The organism is Candidatus Methylomirabilis sp. (assembly GCF_028716865.1).
Lineage (GTDB): Bacteria > Methylomirabilota > Methylomirabilia > Methylomirabilales > Methylomirabilaceae > Methylomirabilis.
Genome location: NZ_JAQUOY010000002.1, coordinates 132,712 through 158,482, shown reverse-complemented (window position 1 = coordinate 158,482; position 25,771 = coordinate 132,712). Strand labels below are relative to the sequence as shown.

Here is a 25,771-nt window from a genome sequence, read left to right as displayed (position 1 = left end):
TGTCGAATGCGCTGTTCCCTGATAAGGTGTGGCACGGGTAACCTCCTTCCTGGTTGGGTGGACGAGTTGGACGACCACCACTCTTCTACCACAGGGGGGAGTGTTACCCATGTATGATAACTCTACTTCGGACTCGCCTGGGTGCCTTGACCCTGAGGAGCGCCTGTGATACAAGGAACGCACCGTTAGCAAAGCTGAAAACGGCACAACTTCGCGGGGCGATTTCATCAATGGCTCAACGGTCCAACCGATATTGCATATGTGGACCACGATCCGCTAGTCGGGAAACCACTACTTAATGCTAACCGAGGCGGATACCTGCCGAAAGTACGTCCTGCCAAAACTATACGCCGCCGGCTGGAGCGACGATCAAATCAGCGACAGGAATTACTCAAGGAGTTCAACCTCCACACCATCGTCCGGTTGCCCAATGGGGTCTTTGCACCGTATACCAGTATTCCCACCAACCTGCTGTTCTTCGACCGCTCAGGACCGACCAAAGAGATCTGGTATTACGAGCACCCGCTTCCCGAAGGCCGGAAGACTACACCAAAACCCAGCCCCTTCAGTTTGAGGAGTTTGCTCCCTGTCTGGCCTGGTGGAACAATCGTATAGAGAATGACCGCGCATGGAAGGTTTCGGTCAACGATGTGCTGAAGTACGACGAACATGGTAATCTTATCTCCGCCAACCTCGACATCAAGAACCCGAATGGTAAGCAGGACTTCGAGCATCTGCCACCGGAGCAACTTGTAGACGATATACTAAAGAAAGAGCAACGGATCATGCAGATCATGGCGGAAATAAAGGCCACGCTACACCGAGAGGTCCAGAGAGAAGGGAGACCGGATTATGATTGACTGGCGGCAACACCTCAGCAGTGACCCGCTGATTTGTCACGGCCAACTCTGCGCCAAAGGAACACGCGTCCTCGTTACGAACATCCTCGATAGCCTTGCCGAGGGAGCGAGCAGGGAAGAGATTCTCCGAAGCTATCCGTCGCTGAAGCCCGAACACATCGACGCCGCCATCGCCTATGCGGCTGAACTAGCGCATGAGGAATCCCTTCTTCCTTTGCACGCCGAATGAACTACCTCGTGGCAAGCCTCGGGGAATGAACCCTGGTAGATTCAAGGGAACACTGTGACCACCGCAGAGGCGCGTCGTATGGTCAAGAGCAAGGCAACAGTAGAGTCTGAAGGCTCCAATCTTACAAACAAATTCGAGGTGGCGTTTCTTCCATGGCTTGGCGTAGAACGGAACATTGCTGTCGGGCCGGTGACCTTCTCTCCGTTTGAGCCAGGAAGTATCCTGGAACCAACGGTTCGCGAATACCTGAGTCGCTACTTCAGGCGATATGTAGAAGTAGATAGCACGCCTCTTGGAGGTATTGTGCTCGCCAGGCACGCTGGCGTGGCAGACTTTCGCTATCATACGGATCTTGAGCGGCTCAACCTAAAGCGTGCGGTGGCAGCCCTCGCACTCTCCGGGATTACTGAGGCGTGGGTAGTTCGAATCGCGCACCATAACGAGGTCCCCGTGCCCGCCGCGGACGCCTTTCAATTGATCTTTCAGCGATTCACGGTCAACAGCAACTTCGTTGGAGTGACGGCAGGTCGCACACGCCACACCTGGCCACTGAATAAGGTGATGTTCACCCGCCTGTGGGCGGCGTCAGGCCTCTTCGGAGGGACTGATCGCCACCTTTTGGAAGCATTGGGAACCCTGCTCCTGAATCCTCATAAACTCGCTCCTGACTTTGTTGAGCGAGTATGGCGCGGCATGGAATGGTTCCGCTTGGCGCACCTTGATGGTGCAGACCAGACCGACGAGGCAAAGCTGGTAGCAACGGCGACAGCGTTTGAATCGCTGTTCGGTCTTCCAATGAGCGGCAAGCAAGAGGAGTTCGCGAAGAAGGTGCAGGGCCTAGTCAGGGATCGCGAGATGGATCGTGGCGTGAGGGTGAAACGGAACGGCAAGACGATAAACTTAAGCCTGGCAGGATGTTGGGCCTGGGATCTTTACGAGATCAGGAGCCGCTTGGTGCATGGCGATGCGGTGCCGACGCATGCCTTCAATACTGCCCAGGGGATGCCCCATCTTGTGGTGGCGGACCTTGTGCTGCGGGAGTGCCTCCTTCAAGAGCTTTTCCAGCGAGGATGCTTTGGTGCTGACCTCCGAGATACCGCGGAAAAGCTTGACCGTGCACGCACTGGAATCCCGGAGGGCGCCGAGCCCTTCAATGCACTGGAGCGGGCATTTGATTTACACCTAAAGTTTAGGCGTATTCATAAGGATTTGGGTTGGTCTAAACCTAAAACTCCACAACGCTTGCCGTGAGATAACTCATCCACGGTTAGCCTAGAAACGATCAGCGATTAACCGCGTCACACCTCACCGGCGGTACACATCCTTCCTGTCGGTAACGCGCTGGACGAGAACTCGCCGGGTGGCGTCCTGAATAGTATAGAGGACCCGGAACCGTCCCACACGGATGCGCCATTCACTTTCCAGGCCTCGAAGCTTTCGCACTCCTGAGGGCCGCGGGTTCTCGCATAAGCCGTCAATAGCCGCTCTTATTTGCTCAAACATTGCCGCGTCGAGCTTCAGAATTTCCTTTTCGGCTCGGCGTGTAAGTTCGATCTCATAGCTCACCGTTGCCGTCCCCGGCCACGTTTTGCCTTCACCTCACTCCACGCCACCCGGGGCTCATCTTTCACCTGATCGATCAAGGCCGCGTCGATAACATCCTGCGCGCTCTCCAAAAGCTCCCGGTACTCCTCAATGGACAGTAAGACACTGCGACGCTGGCCCTTTTCATCGATCACGTACTGGGGATGCAGGGTCATGAATCCTCTCCTTCCTCACTGGTCGGTTCCTGCAGATACTTTCTCACAAGGCAAAGCCTATCATAGCGCTCCTAAATAATCCAATCCGTGAGAGATCCCTCCGACCAGATGTAGAACGGAAGCTGCACTTCGAGACGGCGCAAAACGCCCGCGCCTCCTCAGTGCGAACGGAGTCCTGGTGAATTTAGGGAAGGGGGGAAGGAACGGCTTTCAAACAACATCAAAAGACTTGCCGGAGCAGCGGTAATCATCTATATTCACTAGCCGTGAGCGACGTAGCAGAGACGATCCGCTTTGTCGCCGCTCACAACTGAGGGGAGTCTGGTGCAAGGCTGCGAGCGAGTACAGGCACGGGGTAGAGGTGATCGTTGGGCGGCGGCTCTGGTGGTCCTCGCCATCAGCTTCTTGCTGTTGGCCCCTGATCCACACGATCACGGGGATGCCGCCTCACTCGGTGGGCTGCTGCGGCTGTTCCTTCCTAGTGCGAGTCAGACCACTGATTCTCATCAGTCTCAAGACAAGTCTCAGCCTGAGGCGAACGGGTCGTGCCCGATCCATTTCTGGCAGCAGGTCGCCACAACCGGCCTCCTCGTCGTCTTCCTGCTACGATTCTTCCTCGGCTCACTCTTCCGCATTCCCTCATTCGTCACAGTTCCCTGCATCACCGACCTCGGATCGTTTCACAGCCGTGCCCCGCCCGTTTTCTCCTAAGATCTGAATCATTCTGGCCTGCGGTCGGCAACCTCGCGATACCCCTGCCTTCTCGGTGGCCCTTTTGTATGGGGTGGTCCGGCCCCGGCCAGTGTCGTCGTCTTTTGAGGAGGAACACTCGATGCGTACCCTCTCCACTACACAGCTTAGCCTGATGACGATGATGTCCCTGGTCGCACTGGTTCTCGGAACGGGAGTGACGTGGGCGCAGGTCAAAAACCCTGAGCTGGAGGCCCTCAAGCAGGTGGTTGAAGAGCTTCGCAGACGTGACGCCGAGAAGCAGAAAAAGCTGGAGGAACTCCAGCGTGAGATTGAAGCGATGCGATCTCAGTTGCCGGCAGCGGCGAAACCCGCAACCCCTGAAGTGGCGCTCGAAAAAGCGTTGAAGGAGATCGAGGCGCCGGCCCCCACGGCGGCATTCGTGACAACCGATCTGTTCTCCCGTCAGGCCGGTGGAACCACATTTCGGTTGATCGACCTCTCGCTTGATGCGCTGTTCGCGGCAGGAAGCTCTACCGAACGGGAGGCCACGATCCAAAAGCTTGAGGGCGGCGACCACGATCCCCGCAAGCGGGGCTTCACAGTTCAGAACGTTGAGCTGTCATTGGCGGGCGCCGTGGACCCCTACCTTACGGGTGAGGCCCATATCACCTACCTCATCGACCCTGTCGTTGGGGACACCAGGGTCGAACTGGAGGAAGCATTCTTTACCACGCAGTCGCTCCCCTACGGCCTGCAACTCAAGGGAGGACATTTTCTTACCGAGTTCGGCCAGATCAATCCGGTCCACCCGCATGCGTGGGATTGGCTGGATCAGCCGGTCATCAATACACGGCTGTTCGGACCCGATGGCCTGCGACAGGCCGGCCTGCGCGTAGGATGGCTCATGCCGGTCCCCTGGTATTCTCAACTCTACGTTGGCGCACAGAATGCGAACGGCGAGATTGCGGCGAGCTTCATGGCCAACGAGGAGTTCTTCCAGAAACAGCCGATCGGCGGACGGCCGTTCGTCCGACGCGACGTCAGGAACCTGAGCGACCTCCTCTATTCGCTCCGCTGGGAGAACTCTTGGAACCCGAGCGACACGGTGACGACCAAGTTTGGCCTCTCGGGGCTCTTCGGTCCGAACGCGACCGGCTCCGATGGCGATACGCGGATCTACGGCGCCGACCTCAAGCTGACGTGGCGGCCGACTACGAGTTTCCGAGGGTGGCCATTTTTCCTCTGGCAGTCGGAAGCGATGGGTCGAGACTATGTGGCCGACCGTTTCTTTAACGGCACCATCGACCTGCCGCGTGAGACACTCCGGGATTGGGGGTTGTACACTCAAGCGCTCTACGGCTTCCAGTACGGGTGGGCGGCCGGACTTCGGTACGAATATGCAAGCGGGAGCGGAGCAAGCGTGCTGATTTACAATGGCCGGGCGAATGACCCATTCCGTGACACCCGGCACCGGATCTCGCCGCTTCTTGCTTGGCATCCCTCTGAATTCTCGCGGATTCGCTTGCAGTATAACTACGATCGGGCAGATCACCTGGAACACCAGGACGCTCATTCCGTCTGGTTGGGGGTCGAATTCCTCTACGGCGCCCACCCCGCCCACAAGTACTAACGACGCCAAGGGGATTGCGTATGCTGAGACTACTGCAAAGACTGTCTGTGTGGGGCGTTGTGGCTTGCGTATTGGGGTCCTTCAGCCTGGTGAGTACAGGCGCCTTTGCCCAGGAGGGCGCCAAGCCGATTGCCGTCTGCGCCACCGTGCCTGATCTGGGCAGTCTCGCCCGCGAGGTGGGAGGGGACCAGGTCTCGGTCACGGTCTTCGCCAAGGGGACAGAAGACGCGCATTTCATCGAGGCCAAGCCCAGCTTCATCAAGACGCTGAGTCAGTGCGATCTCTATCTCCAGGTCGGGATGGACCTGGAGATCGGTTGGGCCCCGGTCCTCTTGCAGAACGCCAGGAACGGGGCGGTCTTGCCGGGCGGACGCGGCTACATCGACGCCTCCAGGGCCATCATGCGTCTGGAAGTCCCCACCGGGCCGGTGGACCGTTCGATGGGTGATGTTCACCCCCTGGGAAACCCACACTATCTGCTTGATCCGTTAAATGGCCTTAACGTGGCGCGGCTGATCCGCGACAAGCTGGTTGAACTGCGACCGGACAGAAAGCCATACTTTGAGGATCGCTATATCTCTTTCAGTCTGAAACTGGGTACAGCGTTGGTGGGCGAGAAGCTCGCTAAGAAGTACGACGTCGAAAAGCTTGCCCTGCTCTACGAGCACGGCAAGCTTGCCCCCTTCCTGAAGGGCCAGGGAGAGGCATCACTCCTACAGGGCTGGCTGGGGAGGATGCTTCCTCACTTCGGAACCAAGGTCGTAGCTGATCACAATTTATGGCCCTACTTCGCTCGCCGGTTTGGGATCGCGGTCATCGGGTTCATGGAGCCGAAACCAGGAATCCCTCCAACGACCAAGCAGTTGGGGACGCTGGTGGATCTCATGCGGGCAGGACGGGTCGGGGCGGTCCTGACGGTGAGCTACTATGACCCTCGTCATGCCCGATTCATCTCGCAACAGACCGGCGCAAGGATCGTGAATCTGGCCCACCAGGTCGGGGCGCGCGATGGGACTGACCACTACCTCGCCATGATTGACTATAATATTAAAGAGATGGCCGCAGCGTTGGAAGGCTCATAGGTACGGCCTGTACTGAAGGAACATGGAGAACACTGACATCATCCTGAAGACGACAGGGCTGACTGTCGGCTACGCGCGTCGGAGTGTGCTCGAGGGTGTTACCCTTGAGTGCCAAAAGGGGGAGTTCTGGTTCTTCATCGGACCGAACGGCTCCGGAAAGACCACGCTGATTCGCGCGATGCTGGGGATCGTTCGACCCCGAGCTGGACAAATATGGCTCCACCCGGACCTGGCGCGTCGGGAGGGGATCGGTTTTGTCCCGCAGCGATGTGATCTGAATCCGGCCCTCCCGACCACGGTCCGGGAATTTGTCATACTGGGGCTCGTGGGCATTCGACTCAGCACGAAAAAAGAGGAAGCGGAGCGCCTCGAGTGGGCGCTCCACAAGGTCGATCTGGAGGGGATGGCGGGACGCGATTACTGGTCCCTGTCCGGCGGACAGCGACAACGGGCGCTAGTGGCTCGAGCCCTCGTGCGACGGCCTGGCCTGCTGATCCTCGATGAACCGACCAATGGCCTTGACCTCTCGACGGAAGACTCGTTCCTGCGATTGCTCGCCGACCTGAACCGGGAGGAACATCTGACCCTCTTCTTCGTCACCCATGATATCGCCATTGCCGCGCGATACGCCACGCACCTGGCTCTCTTCCGTTTGGGCCGCGTCGAGTCAGGACCGCGTGAGCAGATGCTCAACCGGGCCGCCCTCGATCGGGTGTACGGGGTGGGCGTGGAGGTGACCCGCGATCCATCGGGCGCTGTCGGTGTCCATGTCTATCCCCCGGGAGAACATCCGTGATCGAGGAGTTCCTCTCATCATGGCCTCTGTTTCAGAACACGTACCTCGTCGGCTTGTCGATCGCCCTGTTGCTCTCGCTGGTCGGTGTGCTTGCAGTGGCCCGCGACCAGATCTTCATCGGCGCGGCGATTTCTCAGGCATCAACCCTTGGCATTGCTCTCGCGATGTGGATCGGGGCGTGGGCAGCTCCGGCTACCCTCCCCTGGTTCCGCTCGGACGGATTTCTCTCCACCATGGCCGTGACGTTCTCCGTCATCGCGGCTCTGATCACCACGCGCGGAGGCGAGGAGTCGAAAGAGAGTCATGAAGCGATCACAGGATGGGTATTCCTTGTGTCAGCCAGCCTCTCCATCCTCATCGTCTCCCACAGCCCGCACGGACTGGAGGAGATCCATCGGCTGCTCGCCTCGAGCATCATCGGAGCCACGAGAGTCGACGTCTGGATCTTCGGCCTGCTCGCCGGTTTGACCGCTATATTCCTCTCGGCCACACATCGGCGCACCCTGCTCTTCCTCATGGACCCTGCCATGGCCGCGGCAGTGGGCATGAACATCATTCGCTGGGCAGCGGTCATCTCCACTTTGCTTGGTCTCGCCGTGGGGTTATCTATCCGATCCGCCGGGATGTTGTATACGTTTGGGTGCCTGGTGCTTCCCGCCCTTGTTGCAAAGAATCTCTGCCGCGAGGTTCGCCCCATGTTCCTTGTCGCCCCACTCGTTGCCCTCATGACCGGCGCGACCGCGTTCGTACTCGCGAACCATTATGATTATCCCCCAGCGCAAATGACGGTTGCGCTGCTGAGCCTGTTGCTCACAATGGCGTGGCTCTTCCGATGGCTGCGTCGGCTGAATGGGATGTTCTGACCAGCTCACAGGCTCGGGCAAGCCTCCAGGCGCAATGGTTCCCCAGCACGATCAACATATCGGCTATCCGAATTGACTTGTTGAAAAACACTCCATACGCATTTCGGATTGATCTGTGGAATCAGTCGAATAAACGCTTCGCAGACGTCCGAAATCCCCAGAATTCCGATTGCTTGGTACCACTTCACCGTCCATCGATCGCGCGCGAGATCACCTCCTGCGCTTCCGTTACTCGCTCCACGGCGGAGGTGCGTATTCCGATGAAATCGGCCACCTATTCCGATTGAAATCCGCCAAGCGCGCCGATGCCGGTGCAGATTTGTGGTTGTAACCTACACTGCCGCCCCCGCCGGCGCAGCCTTCAATATGGCTCATTGTTCCATGCGCACGCGAAGATGAAAACGCCCTGAAGAGGACTATGATATCTGCGCCGTCTGGAAGTGGCTTGACTGTCGGGATGTCAGCATGACGATGATCTATGCCTACGTGTTGAACCGGAGCGAACGGGGGACAATAGCCCGGCTGATCGGCTATAGGGTGCCAAGATAGGCCGCCAATTGTTCGGGGGATAGACCGCCGCTACTGACAGCGTTTGTCAGCCAGAATAGTCTTGACCGATAGGGCTAAGTGTAGGATATTACGAATAAATTCCCCGTTGAGAAGTAGAGCCGACTTGGGAGATAGGCCGTCGGCCTCTGTCGGCTTGTAAAGCGGCTCACTTAATAGTTGGGCGCTAACGGGTGGCATGAAACACAATAAGAAAGGGACCTGATTGGGGTGGTTTTCTAATAATGGGAGCCTGGGCAGATGACGAGTAATGACAGAAAAGTGCGCCTCGGTCGGGTTTTGATCCTGGCAGGAATAGGTGGACTATTCTCCTTTCTAATGATACTCGTGGCAAGGTATTCGACTGAGTTTGGCCGGAATACAATTTATGCTGGTCTTATCGCAATTCCTGTGGCGTTTGGCCTCGTAGCCTTGGCGGAAAAACAGGGGCTTGTTGGAAGAATTGCAAAAGTACTCTCCATTATTCCCATTCTCGTGGTAATAGCAGGCTTCGGAACCTTCTTCATTTCGGGACTGGCAGTACTCAAAAATGGTGACTTAGGCCAATGGGAACGACAGGACAGAATAGAATTGAATAGCCTGCGAGGAATTGTGAACGACGTAAAGCCTTTAGTCGGAATCTCCAGGACGATAGAGAATAAGCCCTCGATAGTTAGGGAGGGCAAAGCCTTGATCTGGGACATGAGGTCAGATTCGATAAGCTCGGCTCACGGTCTGTTACCCGCACACCTCAGAGCAGGCTCTTCGAGCCGGCCGGTAACGGTTTTTCTGGTGATGGCTGAGAGATCGGAACAGGTGGGAACTTATTCGATCTCAAAACAGCCAGCATATAGACAGTATCTAGATATCTATGTCGCAGCTTGGCCCGATAAGGTCGCGATTGGAAAAGCGTCAATTATCAGCAAAGACCCTCCACAAACCCGGACAGTCAGGAACGAACCAGAATACGGCTCTCCGGATGAACGGATCGTGAATTGGATTGTAAACTTGAATAGCAAGGGCGTGCAGTAGAGTCATTGAGTCATAAGGCTTTTGGAGAACGGTTATGGCTCAGGAACAGCCATAGCGGGATGCGGTGCGGCTGGCGGCCCAGGACTCACGTTGCTGAAATGCCAAAACTCGGCTTGGCATGTCTGCCCAACAAGCCGTTCGAGCCGACCTCGTACCTCGGCGGCTCAACTCGTCGTTCAGCACCGGTCAAAGTGAGCATCTTGATGCCCCTGGGAGCCGCGCGCGAGGCGCCAGAGTGTAAGTTGGCGTTGCGTACGGGCAACCGCGTCTGACTACCGAGTGTGATGCAGATTACACCCCCGTAATGTGCACTGTCTAGCCCTCTCCTCAGCAAGCTGGCACCTTCCTCTCAACGGATAACTCACTCCTGGCATCTTGGTAGTACAGCCTCTCTAACGATGTGGTGAGTCTCACTCTGCGCCACCTCTAAGTCCACATGCCTAACGGCCGGTTGCCTCCTCCCGCCGTCACCCACTTTCTCCTTGACAGGCTTTTATACGCCCCGTACCCTCGGCACCGCGGGAGCAGGACGGCATCGGTCGAACGCCTGCCCGTTGCCTGTTCCGTCCTAGACGGGAGAGCCGAGAAGGCCTTCCTGCCCTGCTCTCTTTTATGCCCCATGCGCTCCGACTCATCGCGCGAGTCGAGCAGACCCAGAAGGCCGAAAGGACCAGCCGTTAATTACCTACAAGGAGTTCCAATACCGCTGGATCGATGAGCTGAACGACAAGCTGAGGCGGCGAGATCATAAAGATGGGAGTAGAAACGGAGAAGTCCTTCAACGCCTTGAAGGCGCTTCTGTACGTGGGATGGCTGGCGGTGCTGCTGGGCCTCACGATGGAAGCCGTTCTCGTCGCGCTCGCGGCCGGCTTTGGGACGCTGAAGGGCGCGAACCCGGTCCTGGCTGATCTCGTCCAGAAGGTGTCCTGGTCGACCATCGTGTGCGTGGGCCTGGCCATCGGCGCTACGGTGAAGAAGGCGCGGGGGCCGGTGATGGGACTTGCGGGCCTGTTCGCTGCGCCCCTCGCGTTCATGGTTGCGCGCTCGCTGCACGACGGCGCGAAGGAGGCGCTCGCGGTCGCGGCAGACGCCGGCCCCGGCCCATCGCTCATTCTGATCGCCATTCTCAAGGGATTCCAGTATGGCAGTTTCGGCCTCATGCTCGACTGGGTCGCGAAAAAGCCGTGGGGAGGATTGTCGGCGCACCTCGCGACGGGGCTCGCTGTGGGCGTCGTGTTCGGGGGCACGATGGTGGCGCTCTTCGTCCAGGCCGCGCCCCAGACGCCGCCGGTACCCGTGCTCGTCTCCCGCACCGCCAACGAGTGCCTTTTTCCAATCGGCTGTGCGCTCGTGGTTTATATCTCAAAGATCCTGAAGAAACTGAGCGGACGACCGGAAGAGTGAGTACAGATTAATCCGCATAGCGAAAAAATCGTTGTTCGCGCGCGGCGAACTATCGATTACAATAGTGTTGAACCAACATTCCGAGTGTACGATAGTTGGGCCGTTTGGAGCGAGGGACGCAAGACTCGATACCGACGATGCTATGAACTCAGTCTGAAAGGAGGTCACCATGGTCAAGATCGGATCGAAGGCACCGGATTTCACTGCCAATACCACAAAGGGTCCCATCACCCTGTCGCAGTTCCGCGGCAAGTGGGTCCTACTCTTTGCTCACCCCGCAGACTTTACGCCGGTCTGTACGACGGAGTTCATCCAGTTTGCCAAGCGACACAAGGAATTCAAGGACCTCGGGTGCGAGGTGATCGGCCTGAGCGTGGATAGCATCTACTCGCATATCGAGTGGCTCCGCCACATGGAAGAGTCGGCCAAGGTCAAGATCGACTTCCCGGTGGTCGCCGACCCCGAGAAGGTCGTAGCCAACCTCTACGACCTGATCAACCCTGAGGTCGGCCTCACCGTCCGCGGCGTCTTCTTCATCGACCCCGAGGGGATCGTCCGTTTCGCCATGTACTATCCGATCCCATTCGGACGAAACATCGACGAGATCCTGCGGAGCCTGAAGGCGCTCCAGACCGTCGACAAGTACGGGGTTGCCTGCCCGGTCGACTGGCAGCCTGGCCAGGATGTGATCATTCCGCCGCCGCAAACGATCGATGAGGCCGACAAGCGCGCCAAGGCAGGCGCCGATCGCTGGTACCTGATGCGGAAAAAGCTCTAGCGTGAGCCTCTGATCCCCAATCGTAGTCGAGGACAGGTCGATGCAGCGCATTGTTGTCCGGGCTCCCACGTGTAGCGCGGATATCATTACCTACTTAAAGGGTATCTTTCGATTCCATGCCGAGGAGCTTCAGCCTGGCGAGCGAGTGGAATTCGCGTTTGACGCCGAGCGATTCCAGTTTGCGACCGCGATCTTCGAATCGTTACTGGCCGGCGTCGGCCTGAAACTCCTCTCAATCCGTGAGGAGGATAGTATTAGGGTCTTCGAGGTTGAGAAGCTGCAGCGTGGGAGCGCATAGGGAGCATCGGTGACCAAGCCGAAGGGCAACTGGCAGACAGAAACAAAGCTCTGGCAGGTCGCGCTCCTGCGCATCTTTTTCGGCTACTACTTCTTCCAAGATGGCCTCGGAAAGTTAACCGGCGGTTTTACCGGTTCAGACGCGCTGGAGAAGTGGCTTACGACCAAGACCACCGGGGCGTTTGGCTGGTATAAGCCGTTCCTGACCGGTGTGGCGATTCCCCATTATCAGCTCTTTGCCTGGTTGGTCACCTGGGGGATGATCCTGGGCGGCCTGGCGCTCCTGCTTGGGCTCTTGACGCGCCCGGCTGCACTCGTGGGGATCTTGATGACACTCAACTTCTATTTGGCCAAGGGGGGCGGGTCGCCGGCCACTACTTCGGACCAGGCGTTTATGGCCGGGCTGGTGGTAGTCTTCCTCACGCGGGCTGGTCGCTCCTTTGGATGTGACCGCTGGCTGGCTCGGCGCTATCCGGACTCCCCGCTTTGGTAGGCCACTGAAGGGAACCATTCAGCGTAGGTGGCCGCATGACCTATTCCCAGGCAATTGCCTATCTTTACGGGCTCCAGCGTTACGGTGTAAAGCTGGGTCTCGAGAATATCCAACGGCTTCTTGAAGCAGTTGGCAATCCGCACCGTCAGTTTCCGTCTATCCTGGTCGGCGGGACTAACGGTAAAGGGTCCACTGCCGCCTTTCTCGCGTCGATCCTGAAAGCTGCCGGTTATCGGGTCGGGCTCTACACCTCGCCGCATCTCCTGGAGTTTACGGAGCGGATCCAGGTAGACGGTCTGGCCATCGCGGAGACCGACGTCGCCGCCCTCACCGATGAACTTCGACATGTCATCGCCGATCTCTTCCCAATCCCTAACCTCCAACCCCCAACTCCCAACCCTGTTGCCCACCCCACCTTCTTTGAGGTCGCAACGGTCCTTGCCTTCATGCACTTCGTTCGCAGCCAGGTGGACTACGCGGTGGTGGAGGTCGGAATGGGAGGCCGGTTCGATGCCACCAACGTCATCGACGCCCAAGTGGCGGTGATCACTAATATCGCCTTGGAGCATGAAGAGTATCTTGGACAGACACTCGGTGCGATCGCCGCAGAGAAGGCAGGGATCATCAAAGAAGGAACGCGGGTCGTCACTGCCGTTGATGCCCCCGAGGCACTGGCCGTCATCACCGACGCATGTCAAAAGTGTGGCGTAACACTTTTCGATGTCCGGAGTGCATACGACTGGCGGGTTCACCAGTCAGATCTCTCCGGTCAGCAATTCAGCGTCGGCGAAAAAGGGCGGCCCACCGAAACCCTCGACATCAGTCTGCTCGGCCGGCATCAGGTGATCAATGCGGTCGCTGCCCTTGCAGCGATTCGACTTCTTCGGACTGTCGGCGCAACCATTTCGGAGAATTCGATTCGCAAAGGATTACGCCGGACACAATGGTCTGGCCGTCTCCAGCTTTTTCCCGGCCGGCCCCTTGTGATCCTGGATGGCGCCCACAACCCGGCGGGCGCGATCGCGCTGCGGGCCTTTCTCGAGGAACAGCGGTTTGCCGGTCGCGTGACTCTGGTGTTCGGCGTACTTCAGGATAAGAACTGGATCGCGATGCTGCGAGAGTTGGGGCCGCTGGCCAAGCGGGTCGTCCTCACGCGTCCGGAGAGCGAGCGCGCCGCTGATCCGCATCGTCTGCCGGAGGCCGAACGCTTCTGTCCGAAGATCGAGATCCTGGAAGACGTGGCCGAGGCGATCGCCCTGGCCAAGGCAGTGACCGATCCGGAGGATGCCGTTGTCGTCACCGGCTCTCTCTTTGTCGTCTCGGCAGCCCTGCGCGCGCTCGGGAAACAGGAGGCACGACTGTGAGGTCACCAGTTCGACCCTGGCGACTCACCATGACCGTGGCTGTGACCTTACTCAACTCATCTGCGTGATCGATTTTGCAGCCATTGGAAGGGTGTGATAGCATCATGAAGATTATAACCCAGAGTCTGGGGAGAGGTCTTAGCGCGTGAACGATCTCTGCACAGTGATCCTGGCTGCCGGCCAAGGGACCAGAATGCGCTCGAAATTGCCGAAGGTGACGCATCTGGTGGCTGGCATGCCGATGATCGCCTATGTCGTCGAAGCGTGTCGGTCTTTCCGGGCGAAGCGAACCTTGGTGATCGTCGGCTATCAGGCCGACAGCGTGGAAGAGGCGCTGGCGGACGAGGCCGTCGAATTCGTTTGTCAACCGGAACAGCGCGGGACGGCTCATGCCCTGTTGTACACCCGGGAGGCCCTCACCGGCTTCGATGGCGATCTGTTGGTCGTGTCCGGGGATACGCCGCTCCTCACCTCAGCAACCCTCGACGGCCTCCTGCAGGCGCACCGCGAGGCCCGCGCGCTGGCCACCGTACTGACGGCTGAGGTGGCTGAACCAACCGGATACGGGCGGATCGTCCGATCCGCGAGAGGGGAACTCCTGCGAATCGTTGAGGAACTGGAGGCCACGCCACAGGAGCGGCAACTCCATGAAATCAACGCCGGAGTCTACTGCTTTTCCGCGCTTGCGCTCTTCGATGCCCTCCAGGCGATTCGCCCTTCTGCCGTCAAGGGCGAACTCTACCTTCCAGACGCCATCGCGCTGCTGCGAGATCGTGATGGGGGCGTGCAGGCTTGCCGAGCCTCAGACCCCGACGAGGTGCGAGGGGTCAATACCCGCGCCGATTTGGCTGAGATCCATCGTCTTCTTTGGCGAAGAGCCGCCCTGCGGCTGCTCGCCGAGGGGGTCACCATCCTCGACCCTGCGCATGCCTACATTGGCCCGTTCGTCAGGATCGGTCCCGATTCGATCCTCTATCCGAACGTCACCCTTGAAGGGCAGACCGTGATTGGTGAAGGAACTACGATCCACTCAGGCTGCCGAATCCGTAATTCGACGGTCGGCGACGATACCGTAATCCTGGATGGGTGCATTATCCAGGAGAGTCAAATCGGTGACGGGTGCCAGGTCGGGCCCTACGCACACCTGAGGCCGCAGGCTACGCTTCGGCAACGAGTCAAGGTCGGAAACTTCGTGGAGGTCAAGAAGTCGGTCATCGGTGAAGAGTCCAAGATCCCACACCTGAGCTACATCGGCGACACCAGCATCGGAGAGCGTGTCAACATCGGCGCCGGGACGATCACCTGTAACTATGACGGTTTTACCAAACATCAGACCGTGATCGAAGACGATGTGTTTGTAGGCAGCAATGCGAGCCTCGTGGCGCCGATCTCGGTGGGCCGAGGCGCCATCATTGCCGCCGGATCGACCATCACAGAGGATGTGCCGGCCAATGCGCTGGCGTTTGGCCGAGCCCAGCAGGTCAATAAGACCGGCTTCGCTGCAACATTTCGGTCTAAAGAACGGAAGGGGTAGCGCGATGTGCGGAATCGTGGGGTATGTCGGGCATAAGAAGGTCGTCCCGGTCCTCTTGGAGGGACTCAAGCGCCTGGAGTACAGGGGCTACGACTCGGCCGGTCTGGCTATCCTCCAACAAAATCGGATCGCCCTGTATCGCAGCGTGGGTAAGATTAAAGAGTTAGAAAATGCCCTGTGGGGTCGTGATCTCTCCGGAGAGGTCGGTCTCGGCCATACGCGCTGGGCTACCCACGGCCGACCCACCGAAGAGAACGCCCATCCCCATAGCGATTGTACCGGTGATCTGGTCGTCGTCCACAACGGTATCATCGAGAACTACCTGGCCCTGAAAGAAAAGCTCCAGCGGGAGGGACACCACTTCACGTCCGATACCGATACCGAGGTGGTCGCCCACCTGATCGAGGCGCAACTTCAGGAGACGAAAGACCTGGAGACGGCCGTACGGCGCGCCCTGACCAACGTGGTTGGGACCTATGCCCTTGGGATCCTCTGGCGAGGCGATCCGCACAAGCTGGTAGCGGCCAGGAATGGCAGCCCACTGGTAGTGGGACTGGGTGACGGAGAGTTCTTCATCGCCTCCGACGTTCCCGCCATCCTTTCCCATACCCGCGATGTCCTGTTTCTGGACGACGAAGAGGTGGTGGTCCTCTCCCATGACGGTGTCACCGTGACAACCTTGACCGGAGAGCCGGTGCAGAAGAAGGTCGAAAAGATCATCTGGACCCCCATCATGGCCGAGAAGAGCGGATACAAACACTTCATGCTGAAGGAGATTTATGAGCAGCCCAGAGCGATCCGCGACACCATTCGGGGTCGTTTTTCGCTGGAGAGCGGTCAGCTTTACTTGGAAGGGTTGGAGTCACTCCACAGCAGGTTGTCGACGATCAATCGGATCGTCTTAGTCGCCTGCGGGACCTCCTGGCATGCCGGGCTGGTCGGCAAGTTCCTCATCGAGGATCTGGCGCGTATTTCGGTCGAGGTGGACTACGGCTCCGAGTTCCGATACCGCAATCCGATCCTGGATGAGCGAACGCTGGTCGTGATAATCAGTCAGTCCGGCGAAACGCTGGATACCCTGGTTTCCATGCGCGAGGCCCGTCGCCGCGGCTGTCATTCCCTCGCCATCTGCAACGTGGTCGGCTCTACGCTCAGTCGCGAAAGCGATGGCGTCCTCTATACCCACGCCGGCCCAGAGATCGGCGTCGCCTCGACGAAGGCCTTTACCTCCCAACTGATCGCCTTGCACCTGCTGGCTCTGGCCCTTGGCCGGGCCAAGGGACACCTTGATGGAGCGAGGTCCCAGGAATTGCTCAGTGAATTGATCCACCTGCCGCAGCAGATGGAGCAGGTACTCTCCCTTGGACCCGCGCTGGAAGAACTGTCCGGGCGCTTCCACGCCGCCTCGAATTTCCTCTATCTGGGTCGCGGTATCAACTACCCTATCGCGCTGGAGGGAGCCCTGAAGCTCAAGGAGATCTCCTATATCCACGCCGAGGGGTATCCGGCCGGCGAGATGAAACACGGACCCATTGCCCTGATCTCTGAAGAGATACCGGTGGTCTTTCTTGCGCCAAAGGACCGGACTTTCGAGAAGGTGTTGGGCAATATCGAGGAGGTGAAGACGCGCAACGGGATCGTCATCGCCCTCTCCGACGAGACCGATTCCCGCCTCATGGCCAAGGCCGACCATCTGTTAAGTATTCCACATACCTCGCCTCACCTAATGCCCCTGCTCCTTGTCGTCCCGCTGCAACTCCTTGCCTACCACATCGCTGTCCGCAAAGGGTGTGACGTAGACCAGCCCCGCAACCTCGCCAAGAGCGTAACCGTCGAATAGCTACGAGTCCTATTGACCCTTGCATAAGTAATACGATCCGGGGATGTCTTCGTTCCGTTCATGGTGAGCCTGTCGAACCATAAGCGGATTAGCCTTCGACAGGCTCAGGCCGAACGGATAGGTCTGTAGTTCACGTACCATTATTTATGCAAGACTCAATAAAAAGCTTGGGGTTGCCGAAGCCGCCGATCCCGGCGAGATAATCTCTCGAGCTTAGCAACTACGGCAACCCCCCATACCATCTGCCGTTATCAACTCTTTCTGCAACTACTCTCCAACCATTAAAGGAGTTGTGCCAGGCGGATGAGTTCCGCAGCGCACGTACGATCGATGGCCTTTCCTGTCTGTGCCTGGACCTCGTTGACGAAGGCGCCGATAATGTCGGCCTTGGCGGTAACGTTACCGCGTTGTTCGGCCGCCTCTGCGTTGTTGAGCTTAACAGTCAATGAATTGAGGATCCCTTTGTTCGTGACACAATCACGGCTTAACAATGCTCGCAGTGAATCGTAGGGATTCGGAGTGGTGTCAATCGCGAACGACGCGCTGATCGTGTGGTTAGCAGTAACATTACTGAATAAATAGCTCGCCACCGCACCGACCGAACTCCCATCCACCAGGACATCCGCAACGTGGAACCCTGCGTTAGGCGTGATGGTAAAGGTTTGGCTATCCCCGGAATTCACCGTCACCGCGCCTGAAGGGGCGATGCTGCCGTTGAGGCCGGCTGATGCCGTGATCGTGTAGGTGTCAATCGCAAACGACGCGTCGATCGTATGGTTAGCAGTAACACCGCTAAAGGTGTAGCTGGGCAGTGCGCCCACCGCAACACCATCGATGAGGACGTTGGCGATATGGTAGCCGACGCTCGGTGCAATTGAGAATACTTGGCTCCCACCTGAATTCACCGTCACCGCGCCTGAAGGGGCGATGCTGCCGTTGGGGCCGGCTGATGCCGTGATCGTGTAGGTCGCCGAGGACACCGCGCCGTACACTTCGACCTCTGCGAGGGCCGGCCGCGCCGTGACGGTGTTGACAGTTGGATTCATCTGCACGATTTGTACATAGCGGGCCAGAACCGGTACATTGAGTACAAAATCAGCGTCACCGAATGCAGGATTCGTCGTGCCAATGACGTTCGGATTACCGTCCCCAAACCAGCCGACTTCGGTACCTGCAGCGTTGTATAGAGTGATCAATGCGGTTTGAGCGCCGCCTGTCGCCGGTCGACGTAGGCGAGCACCGTGGACAAGGGTGTTGCCTCCAAGATCAATCCTGGCACCCCCGTATGTGATATAGAATTGCTGTCCACCGACCGGCGTGTATGGTACCGAAGAGGCGCCAATCCAAGACGTACCGAGATTGCCGTCGGCAACGGCGGATGCCGGGAAGCCAGGTGCAGATGCATAAAGATCCATAACACTACTGGGGGGCGTGGCCAGGTTAACGCCGCTCAGGACGGGCGGCGGTGTGCTGACCCACTCATACACAGCGAATTCTAACGTCCCCTGATAGCAGGCGCAGCCCATGTCTTGCGATCGATACTTGAGATACCGAGCCGAATACGCCCCATTGGCCTCAAAGACCAGCGGGCCGGACGCCATCCCACCTACCCAATTACTGTGCGCCACATCCGTCACATTGAGACTGTGCTGGGGCGAGAATGTGATTCCATCGAGTGACGATGAGATAACCAAGTTGCTTGCCTGCGAGACGTAGACAACGATCTTCCCTATTGAGGTCGGGGCGCCCAGGTCGATCGTGTATTCCTGGACAGGGTAGCTGTACCAGTATGTGTCGACTTTTCCGTCAGTGACAACGGATGAAGGACCGCCGAGCGCGGTGGGCGTGACGTTCAAAACGGGCTTCCCCTTCGCAACGTTCTCAATCCCGTAGTACTGTGCCTCAGCATGGACAGGTGCGAGAGCGATCGCACACGCCACCGTCAGCGCCAAAAGAAGAGGCGCGGCCAACCGTCCTGCACCCCGTAGCACATCTGAACTCTTCATAACGCTCCCTCCTTGTGATGAACCGTGGTTTTGGTATTCCCTTAGGGCCGGTCTGTAACTACCTGAATGTTGCGTCATTGTATTGATTGCTGACTTCGTAGTCAACGTCTCCTGTCCTAATTGCTATCGTTGATCAGGAGACCGCCCGATTAGCTTCACGACCTTCGCAGCGGTTAGATGAGCGACCGCGACTGACAGCCATTGACCGTAACGCACGCGCCGGTCACTAAGCTGACCTTTTGAGATGCCAGACAGATGACGACGGCTGCGACCTCCTCGGGGCGACCGAATCGGCCAAGCGGCAGTTCGTCCTTTCAAGTCAAGATGCGGAAGGGGCACAATCAAGAGGGGCGGGCGGAATTACTTTTGGGTGAGCTTGCGGAGCAGCCAGAGGAGCGGGTCGTAGCAATCGTCCACCACACGCTCCTTCAGCGGGATGATGGCGTTGTCGGTGATCCGGATCTGCTCGGGGCAGACCTCGGTACAGCACTTGGTAATGTTGCAGTAGCCAATTCCGGCTTTCGTCCGCACCATCTCCGTGCGCGAGTGGGTGTCCAACGGGTGCATCTCCAGCGCCGCAAGTCGAACAAAGAAGCGTGGCCCGGCGAAGTGCGGCTTGTTCTCTTCGTGGTCGCGGATGACGTGACACACATTCTGACAGAGGAAGCACTCGATGCACTTATGGAACTCCTGGACGCGGTCGACGTCCGCCTGCATCATCCGGTGGGCACCATCAGGATCTGGTGGGCCCGGCCTGAAGGCAGGTATCGTCTTGGCGACCTGGTAGTTAAAGGAGAGATCACACACCAGGTCCCGGACGATCGGAAAGGCCTTCATGGGGGCGACGGTAATCGGTTCACCGGAAGAAAACAGGCTCATCTGGGTCATGCACATGAGCCGTGGCCGGCCGTTGATCTCGGCGCTGCACGAGCCGCACTTGCCAGCCTTGCAGTTCCATCGGACCGCCAGGTCGGGCGCCTGCGTCGCCTGCAGGCGGTGGATCACATCGAGCAGCACCATCCCCTCCTCGGCCTCAACCCGGTACTCCGTATAACCTCCGGCCCTCGCGTCGCCCCGGAAAAGCCGCAGCGTGATGACCGGCATTACCCCTTCTCCTGGATAAGCCGCCTGAGTTCCTCGGGCATCTCGATGATCGGCCTCAGGGCCGTGACGATCGTCGCGTCGCGTTTGCACACGACTATGTTTACTGAAGCGAAGCGTGGATCTGTGGACGGGTAGTCGTCCCGCGCGTGCCCGCCACGGCTCTCCTTGCGTTCTATCGCCGCTCGCGTCACGCATTCCGCGACGGTGAGCAACGCGCGCAGATCCAATGCCGTATGCCAGCCAGGATTATACGGACGGCTGCCCTCGACGCGAACCTGCGGCAGTCGCTGCCGGTAAGCCCCGAGCCGCACCAACGCCTCTTGCAGCTCTGTTTCCGTCCGGATGATCCCCACCAGCAACTGCATCGTCTCTTGCAGTTCAGCCTGCAAGGCGTAGGGATTCTCGGCGCCCTGGCTTTCAAATGGTATCAGGGCCTCGCGCGCGCTTGTGCCAAGCTGACGCTCATCCACCGTCGGTATACCGGAGAAACTTTTCGCGTACAGCGCCGCAGACCGACCCGCGCGCCGACCAAAGACCAGGAGATCGGACAGGGCGTTGCCGCCAAGGCGGTTGCCGCCGTGCAGGCCCCCCGCAACCTCGCCGGCCGCGTACAGGCCTGGCACCGCCGTCGCTGCCGTCTCCGCGTCAACCCGGATCCCCCCATTCATGTAATGGGCGGTCGGTCCGACCTCCATCGGCTCTTTCGTGATGTCTATGCCGGCCAGCTCCTTGAACTGGTGATACATCGACGGCAGACGCCGCTTGATATAGTCCGCGGGCCGCCGCGAGGCGATGTCGAGAAAGACTCCGCCGTGCGGACTCCCGCGTCCGGCTTTCACCTCTGCGTTGATCGCCCGCGCCACCTCGTCGCGCGGCAGCAGATCGGGCGTGCGCCGGTTGTCTTTCTTGTCCGTATACCACCTGTCGGCCTCGTCCTCATTGTCTGCCGTCTCAGCCTTGAAGAACTCCGGAATGTATCGAAACATGAACCGCTCGCCTCTGCTGTTCCGCAGCGTCCCGCCGTCGCCGCGCACCCCTTCAGTCACGAGGGCCCCACGGATCGAGGGCGGCCACACCATCCCGGTCGGGTGAAACTGGTACGCCTCCATATCGATCAGCTCCGCGCCCGCCTCCAGCGCCAGCATGACGCCGTTGCCGGTGCACTCCCAGGAGTTGGAGGTGAACTTCCACAGCTTGCCGACGCCGCCGGTGGCGAGGATCACCGCCTTCGCCTTAAAGACGATGAACTGACCGGTGTCGCGCCGGTAGCCGAACGCGCCGCTCACACGGTCGCCGTCTTTGAGCAGGCGCGTCACGGTGCATTCCATGTGGACCTCAATCCCCTGGGCTACTGCGTGCTGCTGCAGCGTGCGGAGCATCTCAAGACCTGTCCGGTCGCCGACGTGGGCCAGGCGCGCGTAGCGGTGCCCGCCGAAGTCGCGTTGCAGGATAAGCCCATCCTTCGTCCGGTCGAACACCGCGCCCCAGCGTTCCAGTTCCCGGACGCGCTCCGGCGCCTCTTGGGCGTGCAGTTGGGCCATCCGCCAGTTGTTCAGCATCTTGCCGCCTCGCATCGTATCGCGGAAGTGCACCTGCCAGTTATCATCCGGATAGACGTTGCCGAGGGCCGCAGCGATTCCGCCCTCGGCCATGACCGTATGGGCCTTGCCCAGGAGCGACTTACTGATGAGACCCACGGAGACGTCAAGAGCCCTCGCTTCGATGGCTGCTCGCAGGCCGGCGCCACCGGCGCCGATGATCAGCACATCGTGTTCGTGAGTCTCGTACTGCTCCTGCGCCACCATTAGAACAGTCTCATATCGCTGATGATGCCCATCGACAGGAGACGGATGTACAGATCGGTCAGTCCTACTGAAAAGAGGCTCAGCCAGAACCAGAGATCGTGACGTTCGTTGAGTCGGCTGACCTGGCCCCAGAGAGCGTGCCGGGTTGGGCAGTGTGAGAAACAGTCGAGTCGTCCGCCGATGAGGTGTCGAAAGGAGTGGCAGGAGGTCAGGTAGAGACTGAGGAATGCGACATTGGCCACCATCACGAGTGAGCCGATTCCGGCGCCGAGTCGGCCGTCAAAGACGACACTGCGGGCGGCGTGATACCACAAGACAGCCAACTCGACCATGGCCAGGTAGAGGAAGTAGCGATGGAGGTTCATGAGGATGAGAGGGAATCGGGATTCCCCCGTATAGCCGGCCCGCGCGTCAGCAACCGCGCAGGCCGGCGGGGTCAGCAGGACAGAGCGATGGAAGGCTTTCCGGAAGTAGTAGCAGGTAAATCGAAAACCCGCCGGGGCCCAGAGGATCAGGAAGGCCGGTGAGAACGGCCACCATTCAGGTTTGGTGAACGTCGGATAGAAGGGTGAAAAGTAGTTCTTGTACTCATAGTGGGTTCCCTGGAGGGCTGCCCAGGCCGTATAGACCATGAACCCGCCCAGCGCCAGCACGATCAGCATCGGCTGCAGCCACCAGGCCTCTCTTCCCAAGGTCGCCACGGCGACCTGCCCACGCTGGTTGCTTAGCCGATCTTCGGTCATGAGTCTCCCAAGAACCAACGTTGTGCTGTCGACTGGCTCGCTACTTCTTCCTCGCAGGTCGGCCTTTCGCCTTCATCTGCTGCTCCATCTGTTCCATCTGCGTCTTCATCTCCTCGACTTCCTTCTTCATCGCCTCGTTCTCACCCTTCAGTGTCACCGTCTCAGCCTTGAGATCGGCATTCTCCTTCTGAAGCGTCTCTACCGTCTTCTTCAGTTGCTCATTCTCCTTCTTAATTTCCTGCCCGCAGCCGGCAACCAACAGTCCCACGGCCAGCACCAAAGAACCCAGATATCTGTTTCGCAGTCTCGTCACAGCCTATCCTCCTCACGTTAAGAGTTGACGGTTTACGGGTTACAGCTCAGAGCTTCAGGATGTCGATCAGCTCTTTTACGGCAGCCGCCGACCGGTTCAGGGCGGCCGCCTCATCAGGTGTCAGCTGGATTTCGATAATCTGCTCAACGCCGGTGCTGCCCAATTTGACCGGGACACCGACACACAACCCGTGTATCCCATACTCCCCTTGCAGATAAACACAGCAGGGCATGATCTTCTTCTTATCCTTGACAATCGTCTCCACCATCTCCACGACTGAGGCCCCAGGCGCATAATACGCGCTTCCCGTTCCAAGCAGCGCCAGGATCTCTCCCCCACCACCGGCTGTCCGCTTCACCAGCGCCTCGATCCGGTCGGGCGGCAGCAGTTCGGTGATCGGAATCCCGGCAACCGTAGAGAATCGAGGCAGGGGAACCATCGCGTCGCCATGGCCGCCGAGCACGCAGGCATGAACATTCTCCACAGAGACCCGAAGCTCTTGTGCGATAAATGTCCGAAATCGCGCTGCGTCCAACACGCCCGCCATGCCGATGACCCGCTCCCGAGCAAAGCCGCTTCGTTTGAGCGCCAGTTGGGTCATCGCGTCAAGCGGGTTGCTGACGATGACGAGAATACCGTTCGGCGAGTGAGCCACGACCCGCTCGATCACCTCACCCACGATCCTGGCGTTGGTGTGAAGCAGGTCATCCCGACTCATCCCCGGCTTTCTGGCAATGCCGGCGGTTACGACCACAATGTCGGAGTCGGCGGTATCCCGATAGTCCTTCGTACCGACGATTCGGCTGTCAGATCCAAGGACGGGACACGTCTGGAGCAGGTCCAGCCCTCGTCCATGCTGAACGCTTTCTAAGATATCGATCAGCACCACATCGGCCAGCTCTTTTGCGACAAGATACTGGCCGACGGTGGCTCCGACGTTGCCAGCACCGCCAACCACGGTCACCTTCGGTCGCATCAACACCCCCAAGCGTTCACGTCTTGACCTGCCTAGCCCATATTCTCGATGACGGCTGTGGCGAATTCGGAGCACTTCAGCTCCTGCACGTCAGTAGCCCCCTCGACACGCAGCAGCCTGGCAAAGTCATAGGTGACCTGCCTTCGAGCAATGGCTTCCTCCAGCCCACGGATCACTAAGTCGGCCGCCTCGTCCCAGCCAAGGTGCCGCAGCATCATCTCGCCCGAGAGGATGAGCGAGCCAGGATTGACCTTATCCAGGTCGGCGTATTTCGGCGCCGTGCCATGGGTCGCCTCAAAGATCGCATGACCGGTCTGATAGTTGATATTCCCCCCGGGTGCAATCCCGATCCCACCAATCTGAGCGGCGAGGGCATCCGAGAGATAGTCGCCATTCAAGTTCAGCGTCGCGATTACGTCGAACTCATCGGCCCGTGTGAGTGTCTGCTGCAGCGTAATGTCGGCGATCGAGTCTTTGATCAACAGCTTGCGCCTCCACTGTCCATTGCCGTGCGTTGGCCACAGCGCGAGGGCGACCTCGACCTCTTCGCGGATCTTCGCCTGTCGATCGGGTGTCATATCTTTGTAGCCGGGATCGATGGCCAGGGCATTCTCCTCAACCGTGAGGGCGGGCTGCTTCTCTTGGTTGTCGAGGATCCAGCTCTCTCGAAGGCTGACCGTCTCGTGACGGTACTTGCCGGCCGCCAGGGCATAGCCCCAATCCCGAAACGCGCCCTCCGTAAACTTCATGATGTTCCCCTTGTGGACCATCGTCACAGACTTGCGCTTGTGTCGGAGCGCGTACTGAATCGCAGCCCCGATCAGTCGTTCGCTCCCTTCTCGACTGACCGGTTTAATTCCGATCGCAGAGCTCTCCGGGAAGCGGATCTTCTTGACCGCCATCTCATCCTGAAGGAAACGAATGACCTTGCCGACCTCCGGCGATTCCGCCTCCCACTCGATCCCGGCGTAGATATCCTCCGTATTCTCCCGGAAGATCACCATGTCGACCAGTTCGGGGCGCTTCACAGGGCTCGGGACACCGCGAATATACCGGACCGGTCTGAGGCAAACATACAGGTCGAGCAGTTGGCGGAGCGCCACGTTCAGGCTCCGGATACCGCCTCCTACTGGCGTCGTCAGCGGTCCCTTGATCCCAACTATGTACGTGCGGAAGGCCTCAATAGTCTCCTCCGGCAACCAGGTCTTGAGGGTATTAAACGCCTTCTCACCCGCATAGACCTCGAACCATGTGATACGGCGCTGCCCGCCATAGGCACGTTTCACCGCCGCATCGAACACGCGGACCGAAGCGCGCCAGATGTCTCGTCCAGTCCCGTCACCCTCGATGAACGGAAGAATCGGATCGTCCGGGACGATCAACCGGCCATCTTTTACGGTAATTGCGCAGCCTTCTTTCGTCGGCTGAAGTCCTTCACGCCGCCCTACCATCGACCTCTCCCTGATCAGCATCCTTTCCCGTACACCAGCCTCGTTCGCAAGCGGGCGTAAAAGGCCCTCCGACCCGCCACTGTTACCAGAAGATTATGTGTCAGGACAACGCGAAGAAAAGACTCACGTAGCTTTCCCAGATCTTAACAGGCGCACGCTAACACGAACGCCG

25 protein-coding genes and 1 pseudogene are annotated in these 25,771 nt (G+C 58.9%); 16 read left to right on the top strand and 10 right to left on the bottom strand.

Going from position 1 to position 25,771, the window contains the following annotated elements:
* Positions 1 to 378 precede the first annotated feature (378 nt).
* From PHV01_RS01920 to PHV01_RS01910, 3 genes and pseudogenes are all read left to right on the top strand, one after another.
* Positions 379 to 860: pseudogene (locus PHV01_RS01920) on the top strand (N-6 DNA methylase); the annotation flags it as partial.
* The gene (locus PHV01_RS01915; protein WP_337289456.1) at positions 853 to 1,089 is read left to right on the top strand and encodes a DUF433 domain-containing protein; all 237 of its coding nucleotides are present in this window, start codon (positions 853 to 855) and stop codon (positions 1,087 to 1,089) included. The pseudogene PHV01_RS01920 and the gene PHV01_RS01915, both read left to right, overlap by 8 nt.
* A 78-nt stretch (positions 1,090 to 1,167) precedes the next feature.
* On the top strand, positions 1,168 to 2,340 hold the full coding sequence (locus tag PHV01_RS01910) for a hypothetical protein (RefSeq protein ID WP_337289455.1): 1,173 nt from the start codon (positions 1,168 to 1,170) through the stop codon (positions 2,338 to 2,340).
* Positions 2,341 to 2,394: 54 nt separating this feature from the next.
* On the opposite strand, the gene PHV01_RS01905 is transcribed toward PHV01_RS01910, so the two are convergent.
* A complete protein-coding gene (locus tag PHV01_RS01905) occupies positions 2,395 to 2,655 on the bottom strand; it encodes a type II toxin-antitoxin system RelE/ParE family toxin (protein ID WP_337289454.1) in 261 nt (86 codons plus the stop codon).
* The gene (locus tag PHV01_RS01900; protein ID WP_337289453.1) at positions 2,652 to 2,849 is read right to left on the bottom strand and encodes a hypothetical protein; all 198 of its coding nucleotides are present in this window, start codon (positions 2,847 to 2,849) and stop codon (positions 2,652 to 2,654) included. The genes PHV01_RS01905 and PHV01_RS01900 overlap by 4 nt, the downstream gene beginning before the upstream one ends.
* Before the next feature lie 324 nt (positions 2,850 to 3,173).
* Here PHV01_RS01900 and PHV01_RS01895 point away from each other — a divergent pair, with 324 nt between their 5' ends.
* From PHV01_RS01895 to glmS, 13 genes are all read left to right on the top strand, one after another.
* Complete coding sequence (locus tag PHV01_RS01895; protein WP_337289452.1) at positions 3,174 to 3,560, top strand: hypothetical protein; 387 nt, start codon at positions 3,174 to 3,176, stop codon at positions 3,558 to 3,560.
* 121 nt (positions 3,561 to 3,681) lie between these two features.
* Positions 3,682 to 5,172: a hypothetical protein gene (locus tag PHV01_RS01890; protein WP_337289451.1), complete on the top strand. Its 1,491-nt coding sequence runs from the start codon at positions 3,682 to 3,684 to the stop codon at positions 5,170 to 5,172.
* Positions 5,173 to 5,192: 20 nt separating this feature from the next.
* On the top strand, positions 5,193 to 6,254 hold the full coding sequence (locus PHV01_RS01885) for a metal ABC transporter substrate-binding protein (RefSeq protein WP_337289450.1): 1,062 nt from the start codon (positions 5,193 to 5,195) through the stop codon (positions 6,252 to 6,254).
* A 22-nt stretch (positions 6,255 to 6,276) separates the two neighbouring features.
* Positions 6,277 to 7,050 carry an ABC transporter ATP-binding protein gene (locus tag PHV01_RS01880; protein ID WP_337289449.1) on the top strand — a complete coding sequence of 258 codons (774 nt, stop codon included), beginning with the start codon at positions 6,277 to 6,279 and terminating at the stop codon, positions 7,048 to 7,050.
* Positions 7,047 to 7,913, top strand: coding sequence for a metal ABC transporter permease (locus PHV01_RS01875; protein WP_337289448.1), 867 nt, complete (start codon positions 7,047 to 7,049; stop codon positions 7,911 to 7,913). Before PHV01_RS01880 ends, PHV01_RS01875 begins: the two co-directional genes overlap by 4 nt.
* Before the next feature lie 807 nt (positions 7,914 to 8,720).
* Positions 8,721 to 9,491, top strand: coding sequence for a hypothetical protein (locus PHV01_RS01870; protein ID WP_337289447.1), 771 nt, complete (start codon positions 8,721 to 8,723; stop codon positions 9,489 to 9,491).
* 753 nt (positions 9,492 to 10,244) lie between these two features.
* The gene (locus tag PHV01_RS01865; RefSeq protein WP_337289446.1) at positions 10,245 to 10,895 is read left to right on the top strand and encodes a hypothetical protein; all 651 of its coding nucleotides are present in this window, start codon (positions 10,245 to 10,247) and stop codon (positions 10,893 to 10,895) included.
* 169 nt (positions 10,896 to 11,064) lie between these two features.
* Positions 11,065 to 11,673 (top strand): peroxiredoxin, encoded by a 609-nt coding sequence (locus PHV01_RS01860; protein WP_337289445.1) that lies wholly within the window; start codon positions 11,065 to 11,067, stop codon positions 11,671 to 11,673.
* 40 nt (positions 11,674 to 11,713) lie between these two features.
* Positions 11,714 to 11,971, top strand: coding sequence for a hypothetical protein (locus tag PHV01_RS01855; protein ID WP_337289444.1), 258 nt, complete (start codon positions 11,714 to 11,716; stop codon positions 11,969 to 11,971).
* Positions 11,972 to 11,980: 9 nt separating this feature from the next.
* Complete coding sequence (locus PHV01_RS01850; protein ID WP_337289443.1) at positions 11,981 to 12,463, top strand: DoxX family protein; 483 nt, start codon at positions 11,981 to 11,983, stop codon at positions 12,461 to 12,463.
* A 35-nt stretch (positions 12,464 to 12,498) separates the two neighbouring features.
* Entirely contained in the window at positions 12,499 to 13,827 is a 1,329-nt protein-coding gene (locus PHV01_RS01845) for a folylpolyglutamate synthase/dihydrofolate synthase family protein (RefSeq protein ID WP_337289442.1), read from the top strand.
* A 145-nt stretch (positions 13,828 to 13,972) separates the two neighbouring features.
* Positions 13,973 to 15,361 carry a bifunctional UDP-N-acetylglucosamine diphosphorylase/glucosamine-1-phosphate N-acetyltransferase GlmU gene (gene glmU / locus PHV01_RS01840; protein WP_337289441.1) on the top strand — a complete coding sequence of 463 codons (1,389 nt, stop codon included), beginning with the start codon at positions 13,973 to 13,975 and terminating at the stop codon, positions 15,359 to 15,361.
* Between the two features lie 4 nt (positions 15,362 to 15,365).
* Entirely contained in the window at positions 15,366 to 17,201 is a 1,836-nt protein-coding gene (gene glmS, locus PHV01_RS01835; RefSeq protein ID WP_337289440.1) for a glutamine--fructose-6-phosphate transaminase (isomerizing), read from the top strand.
* A gap of 281 nt (positions 17,202 to 17,482) precedes the next feature.
* Here glmS and PHV01_RS01830 read toward each other — a convergent pair whose 3' ends face one another.
* The 8 genes from PHV01_RS01830 to icd all read right to left on the bottom strand — a co-directional run bounded on the left by PHV01_RS01830 (position 17,483) and on the right by icd (position 25,599).
* Positions 17,483 to 19,207 carry a hypothetical protein gene (locus PHV01_RS01830; protein ID WP_337289439.1) on the bottom strand — a complete coding sequence of 575 codons (1,725 nt, stop codon included), beginning with the start codon at positions 19,205 to 19,207 and terminating at the stop codon, positions 17,483 to 17,485.
* A gap of 173 nt (positions 19,208 to 19,380) precedes the next feature.
* On the bottom strand, positions 19,381 to 19,512 hold the full coding sequence (locus tag PHV01_RS01825) for an SDR family oxidoreductase (RefSeq protein WP_337289458.1): 132 nt from the start codon (positions 19,510 to 19,512) through the stop codon (positions 19,381 to 19,383).
* Between the two features lie 55 nt (positions 19,513 to 19,567).
* Positions 19,568 to 20,311, bottom strand: coding sequence for a succinate dehydrogenase/fumarate reductase iron-sulfur subunit (locus PHV01_RS01820; RefSeq protein ID WP_337289438.1), 744 nt, complete (start codon positions 20,309 to 20,311; stop codon positions 19,568 to 19,570).
* Entirely contained in the window at positions 20,311 to 22,116 is a 1,806-nt protein-coding gene (locus tag PHV01_RS01815) for a fumarate reductase/succinate dehydrogenase flavoprotein subunit (protein WP_337289437.1), read from the bottom strand. Before PHV01_RS01815 ends, PHV01_RS01820 begins: the two co-directional genes overlap by 1 nt.
* On the bottom strand, positions 22,116 to 22,859 hold the full coding sequence (locus PHV01_RS01810) for a succinate dehydrogenase (RefSeq protein WP_337289436.1): 744 nt from the start codon (positions 22,857 to 22,859) through the stop codon (positions 22,116 to 22,118). Before PHV01_RS01810 ends, PHV01_RS01815 begins: the two co-directional genes overlap by 1 nt.
* Before the next feature lie 40 nt (positions 22,860 to 22,899).
* Entirely contained in the window at positions 22,900 to 23,172 is a 273-nt protein-coding gene (locus PHV01_RS01805) for a hypothetical protein (RefSeq protein WP_337289435.1), read from the bottom strand.
* A 46-nt stretch (positions 23,173 to 23,218) separates the two neighbouring features.
* Positions 23,219 to 24,148 carry a malate dehydrogenase gene (gene mdh / locus PHV01_RS01800; protein WP_337289434.1) on the bottom strand — a complete coding sequence of 310 codons (930 nt, stop codon included), beginning with the start codon at positions 24,146 to 24,148 and terminating at the stop codon, positions 23,219 to 23,221.
* A gap of 32 nt (positions 24,149 to 24,180) precedes the next feature.
* Positions 24,181 to 25,599 (bottom strand): NADP-dependent isocitrate dehydrogenase, encoded by a 1,419-nt coding sequence (icd, locus tag PHV01_RS01795; protein WP_337289433.1) that lies wholly within the window; start codon positions 25,597 to 25,599, stop codon positions 24,181 to 24,183.
* Positions 25,600 to 25,771 lie beyond the last annotated feature (172 nt).

What these genes read in the sequence shown, in the direction of transcription:
- PHV01_RS01810 (WP_337289436.1), bottom strand. Translation starts at nt 22,859, where the DNA reads ATGACCGAAGATCGGCTAAGCAACCAGCGTGGGCAGGTCGCCGTGGCG.
- PHV01_RS01890 (WP_337289451.1), top strand. Translation starts at nt 3,682, where the DNA reads ATGCGTACCCTCTCCACTACACAGCTTAGCCTGATGACGATGATGTCC.
- PHV01_RS01915 (WP_337289456.1), top strand. Translation starts at nt 853, where the DNA reads ATGATTGACTGGCGGCAACACCTCAGCAGTGACCCGCTGATTTGTCAC.
- PHV01_RS01815 (WP_337289437.1), bottom strand. Translation starts at nt 22,116, where the DNA reads ATGGTGGCGCAGGAGCAGTACGAGACTCACGAACACGATGTGCTGATC.
- PHV01_RS01885 (WP_337289450.1), top strand. Translation starts at nt 5,193, where the DNA reads ATGCTGAGACTACTGCAAAGACTGTCTGTGTGGGGCGTTGTGGCTTGC.
- PHV01_RS01845 (WP_337289442.1), top strand. Translation starts at nt 12,499, where the DNA reads ATGACCTATTCCCAGGCAATTGCCTATCTTTACGGGCTCCAGCGTTAC.
- PHV01_RS01880 (WP_337289449.1), top strand. Translation starts at nt 6,277, where the DNA reads ATGGAGAACACTGACATCATCCTGAAGACGACAGGGCTGACTGTCGGC.
- PHV01_RS01860 (WP_337289445.1), top strand. Translation starts at nt 11,065, where the DNA reads ATGGTCAAGATCGGATCGAAGGCACCGGATTTCACTGCCAATACCACA.
- mdh (WP_337289434.1), bottom strand. Translation starts at nt 24,148, where the DNA reads ATGCGACCGAAGGTGACCGTGGTTGGCGGTGCTGGCAACGTCGGAGCC.
- PHV01_RS01870 (WP_337289447.1), top strand. Translation starts at nt 8,721, where the DNA reads ATGACGAGTAATGACAGAAAAGTGCGCCTCGGTCGGGTTTTGATCCTG.
- PHV01_RS01855 (WP_337289444.1), top strand. Translation starts at nt 11,714, where the DNA reads ATGCAGCGCATTGTTGTCCGGGCTCCCACGTGTAGCGCGGATATCATT.
- PHV01_RS01865 (WP_337289446.1), top strand. Translation starts at nt 10,245, where the DNA reads ATGGGAGTAGAAACGGAGAAGTCCTTCAACGCCTTGAAGGCGCTTCTG.
- glmS (WP_337289440.1), top strand. Translation starts at nt 15,366, where the DNA reads ATGTGCGGAATCGTGGGGTATGTCGGGCATAAGAAGGTCGTCCCGGTC.
- PHV01_RS01910 (WP_337289455.1), top strand. Translation starts at nt 1,168, where the DNA reads ATGGTCAAGAGCAAGGCAACAGTAGAGTCTGAAGGCTCCAATCTTACA.
- PHV01_RS01900 (WP_337289453.1), bottom strand. Translation starts at nt 2,849, where the DNA reads ATGACCCTGCATCCCCAGTACGTGATCGATGAAAAGGGCCAGCGTCGC.
- icd (WP_337289433.1), bottom strand. Translation starts at nt 25,599, where the DNA reads ATGGTAGGGCGGCGTGAAGGACTTCAGCCGACGAAAGAAGGCTGCGCA.
- PHV01_RS01830 (WP_337289439.1), bottom strand. Translation starts at nt 19,207, where the DNA reads ATGAAGAGTTCAGATGTGCTACGGGGTGCAGGACGGTTGGCCGCGCCT.
- PHV01_RS01820 (WP_337289438.1), bottom strand. Translation starts at nt 20,311, where the DNA reads ATGCCGGTCATCACGCTGCGGCTTTTCCGGGGCGACGCGAGGGCCGGA.